The sequence below is a fragment of the Vibrio alfacsensis genome (genome assembly GCF_019670485.1).
GTDB classification, from domain to species: domain Bacteria; phylum Pseudomonadota; class Gammaproteobacteria; order Enterobacterales; family Vibrionaceae; genus Vibrio; species Vibrio alfacsensis.
The window spans coordinates 1,005,938-1,025,181 of the sequence record NZ_AP024166.1 but is presented as its reverse complement, the minus strand read 5'-3'; the positions used below and the strand labels follow the sequence as shown (position 1 = coordinate 1,025,181).

The 19,244-nt window shown below is 42.4% G+C and carries 16 protein-coding genes; 14 read left to right on the top strand and 2 right to left on the bottom strand.

Going from position 1 to position 19,244, the window contains the following annotated elements; translation table 11 throughout:
• Positions 1-20 precede the first annotated feature (20 nt).
• Complete coding sequence (locus VA249_RS19060; protein WP_221070338.1) at positions 21-647, bottom strand: TetR/AcrR family transcriptional regulator; 627 nt, start codon at positions 645-647, stop codon at positions 21-23.
• Between the two features lie 198 nt (positions 648-845).
• Between VA249_RS19060 and VA249_RS19055 the strand changes: the two genes are divergently transcribed.
• The 5 genes from VA249_RS19055 to VA249_RS19035 all read left to right on the top strand — a co-directional run bounded on the left by VA249_RS19055 (position 846) and on the right by VA249_RS19035 (position 7,320).
• A complete protein-coding gene (locus VA249_RS19055) occupies positions 846-1,940 on the top strand; it encodes an efflux RND transporter periplasmic adaptor subunit (protein ID WP_221070337.1) in 1,095 nt (364 codons plus the stop codon).
• A gap of 2 nt (positions 1,941-1,942) precedes the next feature.
• Positions 1,943-4,993: an efflux RND transporter permease subunit gene (locus VA249_RS19050; protein WP_221072240.1), complete on the top strand. Its 3,051-nt coding sequence runs from the start codon at positions 1,943-1,945 to the stop codon at positions 4,991-4,993.
• Positions 4,994-5,245: 252 nt separating this feature from the next.
• A complete protein-coding gene (locus VA249_RS19045; protein ID WP_221070336.1) occupies positions 5,246-5,623 on the top strand; it encodes a nuclear transport factor 2 family protein in 378 nt (125 codons plus the stop codon).
• A complete protein-coding gene (locus VA249_RS19040) occupies positions 5,613-6,527 on the top strand; it encodes a LysR family transcriptional regulator (protein ID WP_221070335.1) in 915 nt (304 codons plus the stop codon). The genes VA249_RS19045 and VA249_RS19040 overlap by 11 nt, the downstream gene beginning before the upstream one ends.
• Before the next feature lie 178 nt (positions 6,528-6,705).
• Complete coding sequence (locus VA249_RS19035; protein ID WP_221070334.1) at positions 6,706-7,320, top strand: LysE family translocator; 615 nt, start codon at positions 6,706-6,708, stop codon at positions 7,318-7,320.
• Positions 7,321-7,517: 197 nt separating this feature from the next.
• Here VA249_RS19035 and VA249_RS19030 read toward each other — a convergent pair whose 3' ends face one another.
• Positions 7,518-7,739, bottom strand: a complete 222-nt coding sequence (locus VA249_RS19030) for a hypothetical protein (protein ID WP_221070333.1) — start codon at positions 7,737-7,739, stop codon at positions 7,518-7,520.
• Positions 7,740-8,147: 408 nt separating this feature from the next.
• Between VA249_RS19030 and VA249_RS19025 the strand changes: the two genes are divergently transcribed.
• The 9 genes from VA249_RS19025 (at position 8,148) to VA249_RS18985 (ending at position 19,242) form a co-directional block, all read left to right on the top strand.
• Positions 8,148-8,540 (top strand): hypothetical protein, encoded by a 393-nt coding sequence (locus VA249_RS19025; RefSeq protein WP_221070332.1) that lies wholly within the window; start codon positions 8,148-8,150, stop codon positions 8,538-8,540.
• Between the two features lie 302 nt (positions 8,541-8,842).
• Positions 8,843-9,109, top strand: a complete 267-nt coding sequence (locus tag VA249_RS19020) for a MarR family transcriptional regulator (protein WP_221070331.1) — start codon at positions 8,843-8,845, stop codon at positions 9,107-9,109.
• Between the two features lie 483 nt (positions 9,110-9,592).
• On the top strand, positions 9,593-10,867 hold the full coding sequence (locus VA249_RS19015; RefSeq protein ID WP_221070330.1) for a serine hydrolase domain-containing protein: 1,275 nt from the start codon (positions 9,593-9,595) through the stop codon (positions 10,865-10,867).
• Positions 10,868-10,969: 102 nt separating this feature from the next.
• A complete protein-coding gene (locus VA249_RS19010; protein WP_221070329.1) occupies positions 10,970-12,361 on the top strand; it encodes a serine hydrolase domain-containing protein in 1,392 nt (463 codons plus the stop codon).
• Positions 12,362-12,728: 367 nt separating this feature from the next.
• Complete coding sequence (locus VA249_RS19005) at positions 12,729-13,919, top strand: C45 family autoproteolytic acyltransferase/hydrolase (RefSeq protein ID WP_221070328.1); 1,191 nt, start codon at positions 12,729-12,731, stop codon at positions 13,917-13,919.
• Between the two features lie 62 nt (positions 13,920-13,981).
• Entirely contained in the window at positions 13,982-14,842 is an 861-nt protein-coding gene (locus VA249_RS19000; protein WP_221070327.1) for an autotransporter domain-containing protein, read from the top strand.
• 251 nt (positions 14,843-15,093) lie between these two features.
• Positions 15,094-15,939, top strand: coding sequence for a hypothetical protein (locus tag VA249_RS18995; RefSeq protein ID WP_221070325.1), 846 nt, complete (start codon positions 15,094-15,096; stop codon positions 15,937-15,939).
• A 114-nt stretch (positions 15,940-16,053) separates the two neighbouring features.
• Positions 16,054-18,807, top strand: coding sequence for a YadA-like family protein (locus VA249_RS18990; RefSeq protein ID WP_221070323.1), 2,754 nt, complete (start codon positions 16,054-16,056; stop codon positions 18,805-18,807).
• Positions 18,808-18,912: 105 nt separating this feature from the next.
• The gene (locus VA249_RS18985) at positions 18,913-19,242 is read left to right on the top strand and encodes a nucleoside triphosphate pyrophosphohydrolase family protein (protein WP_221070321.1); all 330 of its coding nucleotides are present in this window, start codon (positions 18,913-18,915) and stop codon (positions 19,240-19,242) included.
• Positions 19,243-19,244: the final 2 nt, after the last annotated feature.

The window sequence follows — 19,244 nt, the reverse complement described above, 5'->3', positions numbered from 1 at the left end:
TTTCGATGATCCCAAAGCACTTATTCATTGTACGTCAGATTTGGGTTAGTGTTGGCCGCTTCGCAAGTGCTGGTAATAACGAACACCAAATGTTCCACTTTTTGTTCAATCTCGGTTTCGGTTGGCAGCTCTTGCATATTGAAGACTGATGGCCACAAGAACAACCCATTGAAAATGCTTGAATAGGTGTCAGAAAGCAAACTGATATTGATGTGCTTAATTGCCCCTGATTGCTGAGCCTGTTCAAACCATACCGTCAACGCTTTAGAGCGGTAAAGCTTAGCGATTATTTGTTGCGCCAATTCTGGTTGGCGTAAAAATTCGAACATGATGACACGTGTGAAAGGAATACCATAAGTATGGTAAAGAATTTCAACTTCATTGCGTGTGATGCTAACGAGTTGATCGTAAATACTTATTTGACGATCAAACGGGTAGCTCTGTCTTTCATTAATCGATGATTTAATGATGCCAAGTATGGACTCAAATAACACGTCTTTACTTTTAAAATGGCGGTACAGAGTGCGTTTCGAAACTTCGGCTGATGTACAAACTCGATCCATGTTTGCCCCAGTAAAACCGTGCTCAATAAACTCTTCTTTTGCCGCTGCGATGATCGCTAGCCGCTTTTCTTCTAATAGTGCCACGGGTTCCCTCCTGAGTATTTATATGAAATCTAACGGTTCTATGCGCAATCTAACAAATTGACACAAATTGGTAAACTTATAAGTTTACCCGTCCAAAAAGAGACTCTAGAATAAACTCATAAGTTTACCCTCAAGTATCATTGTTAATTATCTGTGCGCCACAAAAACAAGTGGTCACGTATTTGGAGTGAAATTCCTATGGTCGTTATTGAAGTTGGCCAAAAAGCTCTTAAATTGAGTGCGATATCAGCACTTTTAATATCCTCTCTTAGCCTTAGCGGGTGTGGTAATGAAGCACAACAAGCTCCCATTTTACCAGTGGTTAAACCGGCGCTTGTCGAAGTTGTTACAACGCAACGAACGGCGGATTTAAGCTTTAATGGTATCGTGCGCGCAGCGGAACGTGCCGACTTAGCGTTTCAGGTGTCAGGAAAACTGACCAATATTCCAGTTAAGGAAGGGGATGAGGTAACCAAAGGCCAGCTGTTGGCTTCTTTAGATGCTCGTGATGCGAAAAATTCGCTGATTTCTGCGCAGCTAGAGTTTGAGAATGTTTCGCTTGAATACGAACGCGCACAAGCGGTGTATAAGAAAAGCCAAGCCATTTCTAAAGCTGATCTTGATGCAATTACAACACGTTACAACCTTGCTCGTACCCGCGTTGAAGATGCGACTCGCCGTTTAGAATATACCCAGATTTTTGCACCTTTTGACGGTATTGTTGGTCGCAAACTCGTTGATAACTATGTGCAAGTACAAGCGAATGCACCGATATTGACCGTGCATGATCTTAATGATCTAGAGGTTGTCATTCATATCCCTCACAAAGTCATGCTTTCGGGTAAGGATGAGACTCGTGCTATTGCTGAGATATCGTCCATTCCGGGGCAATCTTTTCCTTTGAGTTTGCGTACCTTTGCAACTGTCGCGGATCCGATTTCTCAAGCGTATCCAGTCGTACTTGGCTTTGAGAATCTAAATGGCTTCCATGTATTGCCGGGAATGGCGGTAAAAGTATTACCCGTTACCAGTGCTAACACCGAACAAGATCAGCAAATTACGCTGCCGTTGACTTCGATTGTGCCGGACAACCAAGGCAAGCAATTTGTTTGGGTGGTGGGCAGTGACAACAAAGCACAAAAACGTTACGTCGAGATTGGTGCATTGAACAAAGATCGCATCATTGTGACCGATCATCTATTGGCCGGAGAAAAGGTGATCATTGCTGGTGTATCCAGTGTGAAAGAGGGCATGGAAGTGCGCCCTTACACCGATGACCGCACTGGAGCGTAATGATGGACATTGCACGTTATACCATTGCTAAGCGCACCAGTGTTTGGGTGCTGATCGCGCTTACCTTGTTAGGTGGCTATATCAGCTACCTGAAACTTGGTCGCTTTGAAGACCCTGAGTTTGTGATCCGTCAGGCCGTTATTGTGACACCGTACTCAGGTGCAACCGCACAGGAAGTGTCCGATGAAGTGACGGATGTTATTGAGGGTGCGGTTCAGGCTTTGCAAGAAGTCAAAGAAGTGAAATCGGTCTCGATGCAGGGAATGTCTGAGGTCACCGTAGAGATCAAACTCGAGTTTGCTGGCAGCGCTGCTGAACTTCAACAGGTTTGGGACAAACTTCGCCGGAAAGTCGCCGATGCGCAACGTATGCTTCCGCCAGGTTCTGGGCCGTCTATCGTGAATGATGACTTTGCTGATGTATATGCACTGTTCTTTGCTGTCACGGGGGAGGGATTCAGCGATAAGCAACTGCAAGATTATGTCGATACACTGCGCCGCGAGATTGTTTTGGTGCCAGGTGTTGCAAAAACCGCGACACTGGCAGAGCAGCAAGAAACGATTTTTGTTGAAATATCGAGTGAGCGTTTAGCTAAGTTCGGTGTATCGGCGGAAAAAGTGTTTCAGGTATTGCAAAAGCAAAACGTAGTGACAGTCGCTGGAAGTATTGAAACCAATGAAATGCGTATTCCAGTGATCCCAAGTTCGAATATTGATTCTGTTGCGGATCTGAAAAACCTACAAATTGGTTTAGGGAATAACAACACCGTTCTTCGTTTAGGTGATATTGCTGAAATTACTCGCGGCTATAAAACACCCGCAACCATGCTGATGCGTTACAACGGCGAGCGAGCAGTGGGCTTTGGTATTTCCAATGTCTCTGGCGGCAACGTGGTTGATATGGGTGATGCAGTAAAGGCACGCTTGGCTGAATTAGACAACCAACGTCCTTTAGGTATGGAGTTGAACATTATCTCTATGCAGTCGGATTCTGTTCGGGCATCGGTGGCGAACTTTATCGACAACTTGATTGCCGCGGTTGGGATTGTGTTTGTCGTATTGCTACTGTTCATGGGAGTTCGATCTGGCGTCATTATCGGTTTTGTACTTCTGCTAACGGTGGCAGGGACGCTGTGCATCATGCTGATAGAAGACATCGCCATGCAGCGCATTTCATTAGGGGCCCTGATCATTGCGCTGGGTATGCTAGTGGATAACGCGATTGTGGTAACTGACGGTATCTTAGTTCGTTTGCAGCAAGATCCTGAGGCCGACCGTAAAGCGGTGGTGTCTGAAGTCGTCGATGCAACTAAATGGCCGCTTTTGGGTGGAACCATTGTCGGTATTTGTGCGTTTAGTGCCATTGGTTTATCGCCATCGGACATGGGGGAGTACGCAGGTTCGCTATTTTGGGTAATTTTATACTCGATGCTATTGAGTTGGGTATTTGCCGTGACGATTACGCCAATGCTTTGCCATGATTTCCTTAAAGTGAAAGCAATAAGTGGAGATAAAAAGCCGAGCCGAATCGTGAGCGGCTATAAAGCGTTGCTAGCATGGGTTTTGAAATACCGCATTATTAGCTGCGTATTATTGTTAGGAATGATGGTTGCCGCTATTTGGGGCGTAAAGTTTGTACCGCCAGGTTTTATGCCTGAGTCTCAACGCCCTCAGTTTGTGGTCGATGTGTACTTACCACAAGGGTCAGACATTAAACGCACTGAATCTGTGATAGCAAGTATTGAACAAGACGTTAAAGCTAAAGAGGGCATCACGAATATTACCAGCTTCATCGGTGGTGGTGGTTTACGTTTTATGTTGACCTACGCACCAGAAGCTCGTAACCCTAGTTATGGCCAGTTGCTCATTGATATCGACGACTACACCAAAATCGCGCCTTTATTAGGTGAGCTACAAAGCGAGCTTGAAGCGAAATATCCAGACGCATCAATTAAAGTTTGGAAATTCATGCTAGGTCGTGGCGGCGGTAAAAAAATAGAAGCGGGATTCAAAGGCCCAGACAGTGCGGTATTACGTCAGCTGGCAGAGCAAGCGAAAGCAATTATGCTCGCGGACTCAAATTTGATCGCGGTTCAGGATGACTGGCGTCAACAAGTTCCGGTGCTTCAACCAGAATACTCTGCAGAGGAAGCGCAGCGCTATGGTCTGACAACGATGGAAATTAACCAAGCGATTGCTCAAACGTTGACGGGGCGTAATGTTGGTGTGTATCGCGAGGGTGACGATCTCATTCCTATTGTGGTCCGAGCTCCAGAAAGCGAGCGTAATCATCAACGTGCAATCGAAAACACGGAAGTTTTCAGCCCAACAGTAGGCGCTTTCATTCCGGTTAGCCAAGTGGTCGGCTCTGTTGATGTCGTTTACCAAGATGCTATTCTCCGTCGAATTGACCGAATGCCGACTATTCTCGTGCAAGCGGATCCTGCGCCAGGCGTATTGACAGCAGATGCATTCAATCAAGTTCGAAGCCAAATTGAAGCGATTGATCTGCCATCTGGCTATGAACTGAAATGGTATGGGGAATATAAAGCCTCAAAAGATGCTAATGAGGGCCTTGTTATTTCTGCACCATACGGGTTCGCAGCGATGATTTTGTCGGTTATCTTTATGTTTAACGCCATTCGTCAGCCGTTGGTGATTTGGTTGACTGCACCATTAGCCATTGTCGGCGTGACAGTCGGCTTGGTGATTTTCCAGACGCCGTTTGAGTTTATGGCGATTCTCGGATTTTTGAGCCTAATCGGCATGATGGTGAAGAACGCGATTGTATTGGTGGATCAGGCTGATGTGGAGATTCGCGATGGGAAAATACCTTATCAGGCAATCATCGACGCAGCGCTGAGTCGTGCTCGTCCAGTGTTGCTTGGTGCGTTTACCACGATTCTTGGTGTCGCCCCATTGTTGATTGATCCATTTTTCAAGAGCATGGCGGTGACAATCATGTTTGGTTTATTGTTTGCAACGATTCTGACGCTGGTGGTCATCCCACTGTTTTATGCGATGTTCTTCCGCGTAAAAGTACAAACAGCGTAAGTAGGCATGGTTAATCAAATAATAATCGTGTAAGCAATAAGCAATAAGTAATAAGTAATAAGCAATAAGTAATAAGCAATAAGTAATGCCAGTCCGTTGATCTGACTGGCATTATTTTTACTCAAATTTTCTTAGGATTGAAAATCTACGTTATGCTCCCTTTCATAGGCTAGAGAGAAAAGACGGAGTTATACCTAAGTGGCCGCTGATGTCACTTACAGCGTTTGAAGTATCAAGGAGAGAGTGATCTCAATGACAGAGAAAGAAGTTGTCTTAAATTTTTGGAAAGCGATGGAAAGTAATAACTTCTATGCAGCAGCGGAGTACCTTACCCCAGATTGTGATGTGATTTGGCCGCTCACGAAAGAAGTGATACGCGGCAGAAAGAACTTTGCTGAATTGAACTCTGCTTATCCCTCAAATGGGAAGTGGTGCTTTAAGGTAGAGCGTATTGTCGGTGAGGGGGAGCAAGTGGTCACCGATGTGATTGTGAGTGATGGTGTTCGTTCAGATCGTGCGATTACATTTCATACAGTTCGAAATGGACTGATTTGTAAACAAGTTGAGTACTGGCCAGACGAGTATCAAGCGGCAGATTGGCGTACAAAATGGGTAGAACGTGCTGAATAATATTAACCTAAATTTGTTACGCTCTTTGCATGTGTTGCTTGAAGAGTGTCACGTGAGTAAAACGGCCGAGCGACTACACATAACACAATCCGCAGTAAGTCGTCAGTTAGCTCAGTTACGTGTATTATGTGGTGATCCTTTATTGGTTCGGCACGGAAACCAATTGATTCCGACGCCAAGAGCTTTGCTTTTAAAACAAAAGCTGGATGCACTGCTTTCTGAGTTCGATCATCTATTGGATGACAAGTCGTTTGAACCCTCTGATTGGCAAGGAGAGTTGGTGTTTGCGTCGAGTGACTATGTGGCTCAATACGTATTGCCCGATATCGCCTTTCACTTGAGCGATCTTACTCCTCAATTGGATATGGCTTATCGACTGTGGCAACCCGATTTTTTGGATAAATTGCATGAGACCGGCATCCATATTGCGTCTTCCATGTATCCAGAAAAACCACAAGGCGTATCAAGCATTCATATTGGTTCCGACTCATCGGTGTGTCTTATGAAAGCTACTCATCCTTTGGCTGCTAAATGCATGATGAGCCTTGAGGATCTTACGGCTTACTCGCACATTAAGGTGACTGGCGGTGGGGATAAAGACTCCAGTACGGACTTAGCGTTAAAAGCACGTGGTTATGCGCGTCATATTACTTTCAAGGTGCCTTTCTTTTCAGTTGCAGTTCAACGCTTGGTATCGAGTGAGCATTTGATGGTGGTGCCCGAGCATATTGCGGTTAATCTCGCGAAACATTGGGATTTAGTTCATAAGGCATTGCCTATAGAGACACCTGTACATCAATATTGGTTGATGTGGCATCCTAAATATGACAACGATCCTGCACATAGATGGGTACGAGAAGAGATTCGTGCCGTTATGCAAATTTCTGAGTATTCGATTCACTAAGCTATGTTCATTAAGCTATGTCCATTAAGCTATGTTCACTAAAGCATGTTCGTTCAGCCATGTTCGTTCAACCATGTTCACTAAAGATATGATTTTAAATCATGGCAATTATGAATAACTTTGATTTCTATTTATACCGTCTTTGTTGTTAGATTAGCGCAAAGAGGGAGAGATTATTATGACACTGACCGTTTGGTTATCACTTTTTACTGTGTGTTTATTAGGCGCAATGTCGCCGGGACCTAGTTTAGCGATTGTTGCCAAGCATTCACTTGCTGGTGGGCGTATTAATGGTTTAGCCACGGCTTGGGCGCACGCTTTCGGTATTGGTATATATGCGTTCATCACTTTGGTTGGTTTAGCGGTTGTGCTTCAACAAAGTCCACTGCTTTTTAAAGGCATTAGCCTAGCAGGTGCGACTTATTTGGCATACTTGGGGTTCAATGCGTTACGTTCAAAAGGTGGTGTAGCCGCTAAGTTGGCATCGGGTGAGGAAACAACGGTGCTCCAATCTGCGCGAGAGGGATTTTTAATTTCCATTTTAAGTCCGAAAATCGCACTGTTTTTTATTGCACTATTTAGTCAATTTGTCGCGCTTGGCAATGATTTAAGCAATCAGATGATCATTGTCGCTACACCTTTTGTTGTTGATGGCTTATGGTATACGTTCATAACGTTGATACTCTCTAATTCACGAGTCGTTGAACGCATTCGCTCTAAAGCGGTATTGATTGATCGACTTTCGGGAGTTGTGCTTATGTTACTAGCGGTTCGCGTTGTCGTGACGATTTAGTGATTCTCAAAGAGAATACCAATTCCAATAACTGCATTACTCAAAAGGCGACCGCATTGGTCGCCTTTTGAGTATGAGTGATAACTTGTTGACTGACGGATAGCTTACTGTGCTTGATAAAAAAACACCCTATCTGGAATCATAAGATAGGGCGTTAGCAAGGATTTGTGCTCAGGAACATAGGGAGTGGTTTACGATCAGCGACGCACTTCTTCAAACTCGCCTTCAATCGCATCGGCTTTTCCTGTATTGAATTCATATTCTTGATGCACTTCTTGTTGCATCTGTTTCATGCGTTTTTCAATACGTTTGCCAGTAATTAGTGCAGCGATGGTCAATGGAATCGCCATGATTAGGCTAAATACCAAGGTAAAAAAGCCAGTAACCAATGCTAATGCTGTAACAATAATTCGATTCATATCTATATGACCTCTCTTTCAATCTATGTGCTTAGATTAGCGTCTCGAACATGAACGAAACATGAATATATCGTTCAATTTAGTTGGTTAATGTCGAACTAATGTCAGGTTCTGGTGAAAACATTTGTACGCGGATTAATCACATTGCTGAGATTTGAATCCATCATTGAGACTAAAAGTTGAGTTAGGATGTCCAACCTGCTTTAAAAACAGTGTTTTAAACTACAAATGAATCAAAAATGAAATTCCAAGCTCAAATTAATTTCAAAAAAGGTATTGCATTAATCATAATTGATTGCTAACATCGCTTTTGTGGTTTCAAGAGTGGTGAGTTAAGTTTTAGTTGTGACTCGATGTTCACTGATTGATACCAGTAGCGAACTTAAATTTACTTAAAGGTAATCAAACATGAAAAAATTAATCATCGCATCAATTCTAGCTACTTCTGCAATCGCTGGCACTGTACAAGCTAATCCGGGTATTGGTCATATTGCTGCAAGCGTTGATAGTTTCGTCACTTCTTCTGCATTTGATATGTCGGAAAGAGTTGAACATAAAGCTTCAAACGGACTTGAAATCAACATCCATGCATCCCGTGATAACGATAACCGTGTTTTAGTAATGGACACTGCGTGGTCACCATTTGCATTTCTTACAACGAATATTACTGAAGAAAATGCAGAAGAAGCAGCGATGGAGTATGCCCAAAAAGAAGGGATAAACGTTAAGCTGACTGACGCAAAAAGCTATTACTACGACGGGTCTTATGGTTATGCATTTAATGTAGAGCAAGTTAAGTGAGCGAGCTTTATTGCTAACGATAGGCCGTTACGAGTTTAGGGAGGCTCTGTGAGAGTTTTGGTGTCAGTTTCATTAATGATAATAATGCTAGCGATCTGGGGAATGACAGATAAGAGCAACTATGTTGAGAGCTCTTGTCCAAATGTGAAACAAAGCAACGTCCAGACCGGAGTGATTTCTATCCATAATGATTGAGCGACATAGAGAGCGTGAGCCTTTGCCTAATCTGTTACGTTATGATTTAGATTTGTCATATAAATCATTGGTTTAATTTGTGATTATTCGTATTGTAGAGAGAGAACATGATTTTTGATATTTGGGGAAAGCTAAACGATTTAGAACGCTCAGAAAAGACAGTGCTTGGTTGGCTTGCGAGCAATGCGAGTTCAGGTTCTTGGTTGTGCAGCTTTAAACAAAAACAAGTCATGGAAGAGCTCGGTTATACACAAGCAACGGTAAGCCGAGCAGTAACTAAGTTACGTGAACTTGGATACGTACAAGGTAAAACTCGTATAAGTACTTTGTTTGTCGATTTTGATAGGTTGGAGGCATTGCGCAATGATGAATAATCACTTTATGTCACGCATTGTATGGTGGTGTTATTGCGGGCCATACGGCTTAGGAAATTTATATAAAGCCCATTAATTCAATATTTTAATTGACTGTTTATGAGTAAATCAACTTGATGACGATAACATGATTGGCCGCCTTGTGCGGCTTTTTTTTTGCTTAAATCTAGCTAAGTAAACTTCTCGCTATTAAGCGAAGAGAGCACGGGCACTCATTATCGTCATTTAAAGTGAGAAGACCGTTAATGATGGTGATAAAGCTTATACCAACACTTGCTGTTTTGTATCACAAGTGACCATGTTCTCGCCTAACGTTTCAAATGTGAAACCACATATCACTAAAATACCATCTAATTAAGGTTTTAAGTTTTGAATTTGATATTGGAGGTTTTAATTGTGATTCTTAATTGGTATGATTTACACCATAATGATTCAACGTTGAATTTTTGATTATTTTCAGTTTCAAAGTTAAGGGGTGTACCCATGAAAAGTACCATTATTGCAACCACAATTGCTCTTTCGACTACATTTGGAGCGCAGGCAGCGACGCTAGTGAAACCAGATAGAGACTTCATCGATACAGCCGCAACAGTGGGTGTTACATTGGATAATTGGGATTCAGGCAAAGCAGCAAAACTCACCATGAAAAATGCTTATCGTTTTACGCATAGTATGAAAATGGAAAAAGGCACGTTTGTTCATGACCTTGGCGATGCGAAAGGGTTTGACTTAGATAGTTTTTCGGCTCGTGATGTTGATGGTGTTCATCCTTTATCTGTGATTATCCGAGATCGCTTAAATCAAGAATCTCTGGTCATTTTAAAAAACGGGCAATTAGTTGATGAGTACTATTGGTCAGGTATGGATAAAGATCAAACACACCTAATGATGAGCATTACTAAGTCGTTTACATCGATGACACTTTCAATTTTGGTTGAAAAAGGACTAGTCGATATGAACGCTCCAATCACTCGCTACTTGCCAGAATTAAAGTCATCACCGGCTTATGCAAAGGCATCTGTTCAAGAAGTTGCTGATATGCGTTCGGGAATCAAAATTGAGTTTTCTGAGGGCAAGCTTTGGGATGATCGAATGACAAATGTCCAAGAATGGAATGGGCCTAATAAGTACCCTCAATTAAAGTCAGTTGTCGATTTTGGAGCACTGGTAGGCTCTCGTGATGATGTAACAACAGGACAGGCTTATGACTATCAGTGCATTAATACCGAAATGCTAGGCATGGTAGTGCAGTCGGTCACGGGTAAGAAACTTGCTGATGTGATGGAGGAGCTGATTTGGAAGCGTGCTGGTTTTGCTAGCGATGCATATCTACAGTCTAACTCTAATGGTGAAGCGGTTGGCTCTGGAGGTCTGAATGCAACGACGCGAGATGTAGCCGTGATGATGGATATACTTGTCAATGATGGTAAGAATCGTAATGGTGAACAGATCATTCCTCAGAAATTTGTCAATAGCTTGATTGAGGGGAATGAAGAAGTCCGCAGTGCATGGAAGTACAGCAAGGAATCAAAGTTGGCACCAGATGCCTGGTACAAAGACCAAATCAGAACATTCAATGTAGGTAGCCATAAGTTTTTAGCGTTTATTGGCATTCATGGACAAGTTGTTGTTGGGGAGCCTGCTACAGGCATCGTGCTGGCATTTAATGGCGCCCAGGATGAAATGGAGTCCCCTCGAACGGTCGTAATGACATTTCTAGAAGTGATACCAACGCTTTTAACTCAAGTTAATGGCTAGTTAAACAGTGCGCATCGGTTATTAAGTAGCGCTCTTTACTTACGTATTTATGTTGAGTGTATCTCTACACTCCCTTTCCTTGATTTCTTTAGAGGTAAACAGATGAAACCATCAATCTTAGCGGCATTAATATCAGCATCTACTGCATTTGGAGCGCAAGCGGTAACCTACCACGAGCCAGTTCAAGAAGTAGAGGCTGGCCTAAATACGTTTGGTGCAGGTATTGATAACTGGGAGGAGCAGCACTTAGGCGCATTCACATACCCTGATGCACACCTCTATCATAAACACGCTTACATTATGAACGATACCAGCAGCATTGCGCCAATGAAGAAATCACCAGAACAACTCGATATCAAAAAGGTGAGTGTTTTTAATGGTACAAAGATGATGGATTTATACTCGTTTATGCGTGATCGTGCCAATATCCATAATTTTGTACTGATGGATAAGCATGGGCGTATTATGGCTGAAGATTATTGGAACGGTACGGATGAGAAAACGGCAAATCACGCAATGAGCGCAGGAAAATCGTTTACTTCGATGACTTCTTCTATAGCTGTGGAAAAAGGTTACTTCAAAATGAGTGACCCAATAGAGAAATGGATTCCGGAATTTAAGAGCACGCCATTGGAAGGGGCTTCTGTTCAAGAATTTGCCGATATGAGAGCAGGCGTGCGTACTATTGATGCGAATTACGATGATGAGAACGGCTATCACTGGTCAATGGGGGAGTGGTCAACTTGGGATTGGGCTATGCCTTTAGCTGCGGGCTATAACGGGTTTGATAAAGATGAAAATGGCAATTTAATAAATAAACAAGGGGCTCATGGCCGCCTTGATGGTATTGATGATTTTCTTAAGGTTCTGGGACAGAACGTAAAGCTAGGTAACAGCCATGGAGAGGGCTACAACTATAAGTGTGTTAACACGGAGATTCTTGGCGTTGTTACGGAGCGTGCTGTTAAAGCGGCGACGGGACTTTCTTTTAACGAATTTATGGAAAAAGAACTGTGGTCAAGAGGTGGTTTTCAGATGCCGCTTGCGGTTTATTCGGATCTTAATCATGGTCGAATGCCGTACAGTGGAGGAGTGAACCCAACCGTGCGCGATTTTGCCCTCATGGCTCAACTTATGGCAAACGATGGTGTTAGCTACAAAGGAGAACAGCTGATTCCTAAATGGTTTGTAGAACAAGTACGTAACGGAAATGAAGATGTTAGAGCTGCGTGGAAATACAAAGATAATCAAGAACAAATTGCAGATGCAGATGGATTTTACATTAATCAGTTTCGAACGGTGCATATCAACGGACGAAAGATTTCCGCCATGGTCGGTGTAAATGGCCAATTTAACGTTATTGATTGGAAAACAGGTAATACATTATCAATCTTTTCTAGTTTTGGTAAGCCGAGTGGCCCGTCCATGATCGCCACTTTCTTCAACGTTATTGATGGCGTTTTTAGTGCAGCGGAAGAAGCACAATCTAAGTAATGCTATCGGATTAAACATACTTTAAGGCAAGGAGAAAACCTTGCCTTTTTAGTGGTCTATAAGCAGAAGTCATGAACAGAATGTTGAGGTTTAAGCTCAATATTGTTCCTGTAGGTAGGCTCACATTATATGAACTAAAAATCATCCTTACTTAAAGTCCTAAAGGTCGCTATATGCGACCTTTTTTGGTGTTGTGAAATCAAAACTGGGCGTTCGGTTTGTTTTTATCATCATAATTGAAATTATTTTTAGTCATTTTTGATTAAAAATAGTTTCAATTATGATTTTTTGATGTTACCTTTAGTCTCAAGTTGGTTCACAAGTGAGCCTTTCAGATTTAGTTAGTTTTATTTTAGAGGGTAAAGTTATGAAAAAATCATTTTTGGCAGTATCAATTTCAATGATGGCGACATTTGGTGTACAGGCTGACCTGATTCAACACACTGACCAAATTGCAGAGATTAAATTCACAGGTTCTACTTATGAGCTTGGTAAGCACGTTGGTGAAGTGGGTAAGGAGCAAATCCTAGATGGTATTCAACGCTTCGACGATACATTGGGTGTAATGCTACCGGGTTTGAACGTTAAAGGTCTTTCTGCAACATTCGCTAAAAATGACGTGTTCAATAAGCTAGTTAAGAGCTCACCAGACGCAGGGCGTTACATTCAAGGCCTATCTGAGTCGCTAGATCTAGACCCTAACTATCTACTGGCTGTCGGTATGTCTGACGAGGCAATCCTAGAATCACAGCGTAATGGTGGCGTTGGCTTCCTACAAGCTGAGAAACCAGCTCATGATCCAAGCGCACCGGCTAAATGTACGGCTATGGCAGTTAAGAGCAAAGATGGTAAATCGTGGGTTGCACATAACTTTGATTACATGGGTGTGAACTACGATGGTTTGATGATGCTTAACCATACTGACGTAGACGGTAAGACTCGTATTATCCAAACGTGGATTGGTCTTATTCCTTACGGTGGTGTAACAAAAGGCGCTCAAGCATTTTCTGTAAACACAATGGCCGATTCTGGCTTGTTACGTCAAAACGCCGGTGGTGAAATTCTTGATAAGAATGCTATCCCATCTTTCTATCTATCGTGGGACGCTTATAACGCACAAAGCTATGACGATGTGGTGGATGTATTTACGAAATACCCTAAGTACACGGCGTTCTTTACTTACACATTAGCAGCAGCAGATCAGCCGGCAATGAACATTGAAAACGTCTACGGCGGTAAAGTGAACGTTACTAAAGGCGATTGGGTAGCTCACTCTAATCACACTATCAAAGGTGAGGCAGAAGATTTTGTTGATGAAAACTTTGCCGCTAACTCAATGGCGCGTCTTGCTAAGGCTCAAGAGTTCGTTAGTCAGGCAGATGCCAACACACCAAAAAATGAAATCCGTCAGGTCTTAGAAAGCAAACCTCTTTGGAAAGGTCGCGGTGAAATGATGGGTACAGTGACTTCGACTGTATTCAAAATCAATGGTGAGCAAGTCGATATGTTCATCAAGACTGATGAAGCCCATCCAGAAGTTCACATCAAAAACTACTAATCACCAATTCATTTAAGGCTAGGGGAAGCTCTGGCCTTTTAATTCTTAGAGGTAAGTAAAACATGAACAAAGCAGTATTAGCGTTAGCGTTAGCCGCAACATTTGGCGCACAAGCCGCATATTTAGCTGAAGAAACAAATGAAGTCGTTATTACGGCAGAAGAGGGACTTCTTGGCAGTGCGGATAGCGCGCCAAACCCAAGTGACCTAACTCAGGTTAATTCATTTGTGTTTGGCACCATTGATAACGATGGGACACTAAAAGGAATGGTAGGGCTTGCCGGTCAATACAGTGAGGGCAATAACTTTATGGGCCTTATCGAGCATGGCACCGCTACCAAGAACAATTCCGTTGGTAAAAAGGACCAGAACTCACGTCTTCGTTACTTCCAAGTATTAGATACGGATATGTCAGGCGTTCCTCAAGTTGGTTTTTCAGTGGATTACATGAAAGGTTGGGAGAAAACAAATGGATTCGGTTCGGACCTCGTGGCACTTGGCGGTATTGCTAAGGTTACGACTCCTTGGGATGCGCTTTCTATTTTCCCTAATGTAGCCTACGTAACCGGTGAGGGTAAAACCAAGGAAAGCGGCAGCAAAGGCAAGATTGACGTATCAGGGTACCAGTTAAATATCTTCGGTTCCCTGGCGCTTGGTGAATCTGGCGAATACATAGTCGTACAACCTCAATTTATGCACCTTGACGGTAAGAGCAAGGTCAACGGCCAGAAGCTAGACGGCAAGCTCGATGCAAACGTGTTTAAAGTCAAAACCGGCTACGGTCAGCCAATCTCTACAGACGGTAAGTGGTGGGTGGAAGTCTCTCACACTTACACACGCACCAATATGGAAGTGAAACAGACGCAATTCTCTGAAAAAGATAACGACCATAAATTCGAATTTGGGGTTTCATATTATTTTTGATGATATTTCCCAAGAAAAAAGACCGCACTCGCGGTCTTTTTTTTTAATGTTTTCTGTAAGTTCCAGGATGCATCCTTGCATTTCATTATTGTATATACCAGTCATCATAAGATATCGATAAATGAAATTCATCCTGTTAACAATGGTTTTTTAATCATATATGATTACCGCACTAATCGAATGTGATTTAAATATGGCGCTTCAATGAGTCGCTATGGAAATTGTTTATCTAAATTATTCGGAGTTAACTTGTGAAAAAGACAATTCTTTCAGTATTCGTTCTTTCTGCTGTTTCTGCTAGCGCAGCGGCTGATCTTAAAGTTGATCTTTATAACGAATCAGAGACTTCTGGCGATCGCTCTTCAAAACAAGGCGTTATTATCGGCTATGGCCAGGATACCCTCATTGGTTCGGTATTTGGTGAAGTTGAGGTGACGACAAATACAGATATAGAACTAACAGGCGGTATGAAATTTGACCTTACAGATAACTTTTATTTAAAGCCTAATATTGCGTATGTCTTTAATGGCGAAAATAACAAGAAGAGTTCGGCTTGGAATACAAGTGATAGTTTTGAAGATCAAAAATTAGAAGCTGGCTATAAGTTAGAAGCAACAGGGTTAGCATCGGATATTGTGAAAGTTGCTCTAGAAGCTGGTATGCAGTTCGAAAGTGGATTCTATGCATCAGCGAGATATCGTATCGAACAACAAATAGAGTCTACAAAAGTTAAAGAAAGCGGCTTTGTTCGTTATACCTCTGGAGGAATGGACCCTGAGTTTAATGATGTAAACGAGTCTTTTTCTAAAACAGTTTTTAAAGGTGAAAAATCACGTACTGGCCGAACGGATCTAACCGCTGGCTTTGCTTTTGATTATGTCACAATCCAAGGAAAAGCGATTCATAAGTACGAACTTAATAAACATCATTTCAATAGAAAAGTGTACGGTACTAGTGGTCGTTGGGGATCGGAACTTAAAGCAACGCTTACTACATTCGATGGCATCGCACCCTACCTACAATTGTCATCAGACCACACATATCGAAAGGGTTTTGATGATAACAAGGTCAAATTAGGTATGGAATTCGTGTTCTAAAACCATTTATCCAAATGTTTTAATTAATTCTTAGAGAGTGAATGATTCATTCTCCCCTATTTAGAAAAGGATTTCGATTACTTATCTAATATATTAAATTTAAGATAATACAAAATGAAAAAAACGTTTATAGCTTTATCAATAACATCAATTTTTTCTGCAACTGCTAGTGGAGCTTCAAATGATGCTATTAATGATTTAAAGGAAAGAGTTAATGTTCATCAAGAAACCATTAATGGGATTATTGATGTTTCTTCTGAAAACACAAATGATATAACAAAAGCAAAAATTGATATCAAATCTAATACGCAAGCAGTTAACAAAGTAAAAGAAGATATTGTGAATAGTCGTAATGAAATTATGCACAATACTAATGATATTACTAAAAACATGAATGATATTATCAAGGTGAACGAGCGTGTTGATCTCCATCAAGAAACCATTGATGGAATTATCGATGTCTCTGCTGGCAATACACAAGATATAACCAAAAACAAATTTGAAATTAAAGCTAATACACAATCAATAAAGCAAGCGGAAGAAACTGGCGCCCGTGAAGTGGCAAAACTGGAATCTTCGCTTGAGGGTGTAAACAAAGGTATCCGTCTTGATGGTGAGAAAGCGTACAACAGTCTGCGAGCGGAAGGTGGCCGTGAAGTAGCGAAGCTTGAATCGGTAACAAATGCGTTAGATAAAAAGATGAATCTAATGGAAAAAGATGGAACCAAATACGTTGAAGAAAAAGCGGATGCCGCAGTCGCCAAATCAGCAACACAACTTTATGACGCAGGCGCCCGTGAAGTGGCAAAACTGGAATCTTCGCTTGAGGGTGTAAACAAAGGTATCCGTCTTGATGGTGAGAAAGCGTACAACAGTCTGCGAGCGGAAGGTGGCCGTGAAGTAGCGAAGCTTGAATCGGTAACAAATGCGTTAGATAAAAAGATGAATCTAATGGAAAAAGATGGAACTAAATACGTTGAAGAAAAAGCGGATGCCGCAGTCGCCAAATCAGCAACACAACTTTATGACGCAGGCGCCCGTGAAGTGGCAAAACTGGAATCTTCGCTTGAGGGTGTAAACAAAGGTATCCGTCTTGATGGTGAGAAAGCGTACAACAGTCTGCGAGCGGAAGGTGGCCGTGAAGTAGCGAAGCTTGAATCGGTAACAAATGCGTTAGATAAAAAGATGAATCTAATGGAAAAAGATGGAACCAAATACGTTGAAGAAAAAGCGGATGCCGCAGTCGCCAAATCAGCAACACAACTTTATGACGCAGGCGCCCGTGAAGTGGCAAAACTGGAATCTTCGCTTGAGGGTGTAAACAAAGGTATCCGTCTTGATGGTGAGAAAGCGTACAACAGTCTGCGAGCGGAAGGTGGCCGTGAAGTATCGAAGCTTGAATCGGTAACAAATGCGTTAGATAAAAAGATGAATCTAATGGAAAAAGATGGAACTAAATATGTTGAAGAAAAAGCGGATGCCGCAGTCGCCAAATCAGCAACACAACTTTATGACGCAGGCGCCCGTGAAGTGGCAAAACTGGAATCTTCGCTTGAGGGTGTAAACAAAGGTATCCGTCTTGATGGTGAGAAAGCGTACAACAGTCTGCGAGCGGAAGGTGGCCGTGAAGTATCGAAGCTTGAATCGGTAACAAATGCGTTAGATAAAAAGATGAATCTAATGGAAAAAGATGGAACTAAATATGTTGAAGAAAAAGCGGATGCCGCAGTCGCCAAATCAGCAACACAACTTTATGACGCAGGCGCCCGTGAAGTGGCAAAACTGGAATCTTCGCTTGAGGGTGTAAACAAAGGTATCCGTCTTGATGGTGAGAAAGCGTACAACAGTCTGCGAGCGGAAGGTGGCCGTGAAGTAGCGAAGCTTGAATCGGTAACAAATGCGTTAGATAAAAAGATGAATCTAATGGAAAAAGATGGAACCAAATACGTTGAAGAAAAAGCGGATGCCGCAGTCGCCAAATCAGCAACACAACTTTATGACGCAGGCGCCCGTGAAGTGGCAAAACTGGAATCTTCGCTTGAGGGTGTAAACAAAGGTATCCGCCTTGATGCTGAGAAAGCGTATAACGATGCAAGCAAGAATATCGTTACGGAAGCCACCAAGGCTGAATCTGCGATAAAGAGCGAATTTGCCAAAGTTCGTGACGAAATTAAGCAATCAAGTGCCGATGGTGGTATCGCCGCAGATTCGATCAAGAAAGAACTACGTGCAGAAGCAACTAAAGAATATAGCAAGGTTGAGAAATCTGTAACTGCAGCGGCCAATGATATTGAAAAGACTTATAACCAAGATAAAGCTGATATGTCTTCTCAAATTGCTAGTTTACAAGCCCAAATTGATGATCTGCGCAACAATGGTGGTGACAGCAATAGCCGTACTAGTGAAGAAAGCGATCGAAACAAAGCGAAGATTGACGACGTTCATAATCGTATTGACCACGAAATTGCAAACATCGATAAAGCTAGCCGTGAAGCAATTAACGAATTTTACAAAGATGGTAAAGAATACATCGATGGCCGCATGGACAAGCAAGACGAAAGAATTTCTGGTCTTGAAGAAAGCATGAAGAAGATGGGCAATAAAATGCTACAGCTAGAAGAGCGCATGGATGGTGTTGTTGCGACTTCTCATGCAGTCACTAACGCTCGTCCGGTTCTATCTGCTGTAGGTGAATACGGTGTGGGTGTTGGTATCGGGGCTGCAGGCTCTAAGCAAGCTCTAGCATTTGGTGGTGCAATGCAGATGACTGAGAACTGGTCAGCATCAACCACAGTGAACTACGAAACAAAGGGCAAACACAGCAAGGGACAATTCTCTGCAGGTGTTGGTGCTCAATACAAATTCTAATTAGTGGTTAGTTAGGAATCGGACCTTAGGTCCAACAATACACTTCAACATTATCGACCAAAGGACTATGGACGAGAACATAGTCCTTTTTCTTGAGCGTAAAAAATGATTCGTAAGAAACTCCAAAAATGTTATCAGGTTAGTGCTGGTGGTTTAGGCATCTGCATCGATTTTGATTTAGCCAAATTAATGGAAGAAGTCGGGGATCTCGCGGTTGAAGTTCAAGTTATGAACGGTCGGATCCCAAAACATAAAGGCAGCACTGACGGAGTCGTAGGTGAAGCCGTCGATGTTGCACTAACGGCTTTGGGCATTGCTTATTCAGCAATGCTAGCAAGCGGAACAATGAACCTAGACGACATGGAAAGGTGCATTAACTCAGTCGCGATGAGAAAGATGAAGGCATCGGATGCCCAAGATAAGAAAATATTTTAAGA

Coding starts and splice junctions, on each gene's coding strand:
- VA249_RS18985 (WP_221070321.1), top strand. CDS start 18,913: ATGATTCGTAAGAAACTCCAAAAATGTTATCAGGTTAGTGCTGGTGGT.
- VA249_RS19020 (WP_221070331.1), top strand. CDS start 8,843: ATGATTTTTGATATTTGGGGAAAGCTAAACGATTTAGAACGCTCAGAA.
- VA249_RS19035 (WP_221070334.1), top strand. CDS start 6,706: ATGACACTGACCGTTTGGTTATCACTTTTTACTGTGTGTTTATTAGGC.
- VA249_RS19045 (WP_221070336.1), top strand. CDS start 5,246: ATGACAGAGAAAGAAGTTGTCTTAAATTTTTGGAAAGCGATGGAAAGT.
- VA249_RS19025 (WP_221070332.1), top strand. CDS start 8,148: ATGAAAAAATTAATCATCGCATCAATTCTAGCTACTTCTGCAATCGCT.
- VA249_RS19030 (WP_221070333.1), bottom strand. CDS start 7,739: ATGAATCGAATTATTGTTACAGCATTAGCATTGGTTACTGGCTTTTTT.
- VA249_RS19050 (WP_221072240.1), top strand. CDS start 1,943: ATGGACATTGCACGTTATACCATTGCTAAGCGCACCAGTGTTTGGGTG.
- VA249_RS19005 (WP_221070328.1), top strand. CDS start 12,729: ATGAAAAAATCATTTTTGGCAGTATCAATTTCAATGATGGCGACATTT.
- VA249_RS19055 (WP_221070337.1), top strand. CDS start 846: ATGGTCGTTATTGAAGTTGGCCAAAAAGCTCTTAAATTGAGTGCGATA.
- VA249_RS18990 (WP_221070323.1), top strand. CDS start 16,054: ATGAAAAAAACGTTTATAGCTTTATCAATAACATCAATTTTTTCTGCA.
- VA249_RS19010 (WP_221070329.1), top strand. CDS start 10,970: ATGAAACCATCAATCTTAGCGGCATTAATATCAGCATCTACTGCATTT.
- VA249_RS19015 (WP_221070330.1), top strand. CDS start 9,593: ATGAAAAGTACCATTATTGCAACCACAATTGCTCTTTCGACTACATTT.
- VA249_RS19000 (WP_221070327.1), top strand. CDS start 13,982: ATGAACAAAGCAGTATTAGCGTTAGCGTTAGCCGCAACATTTGGCGCA.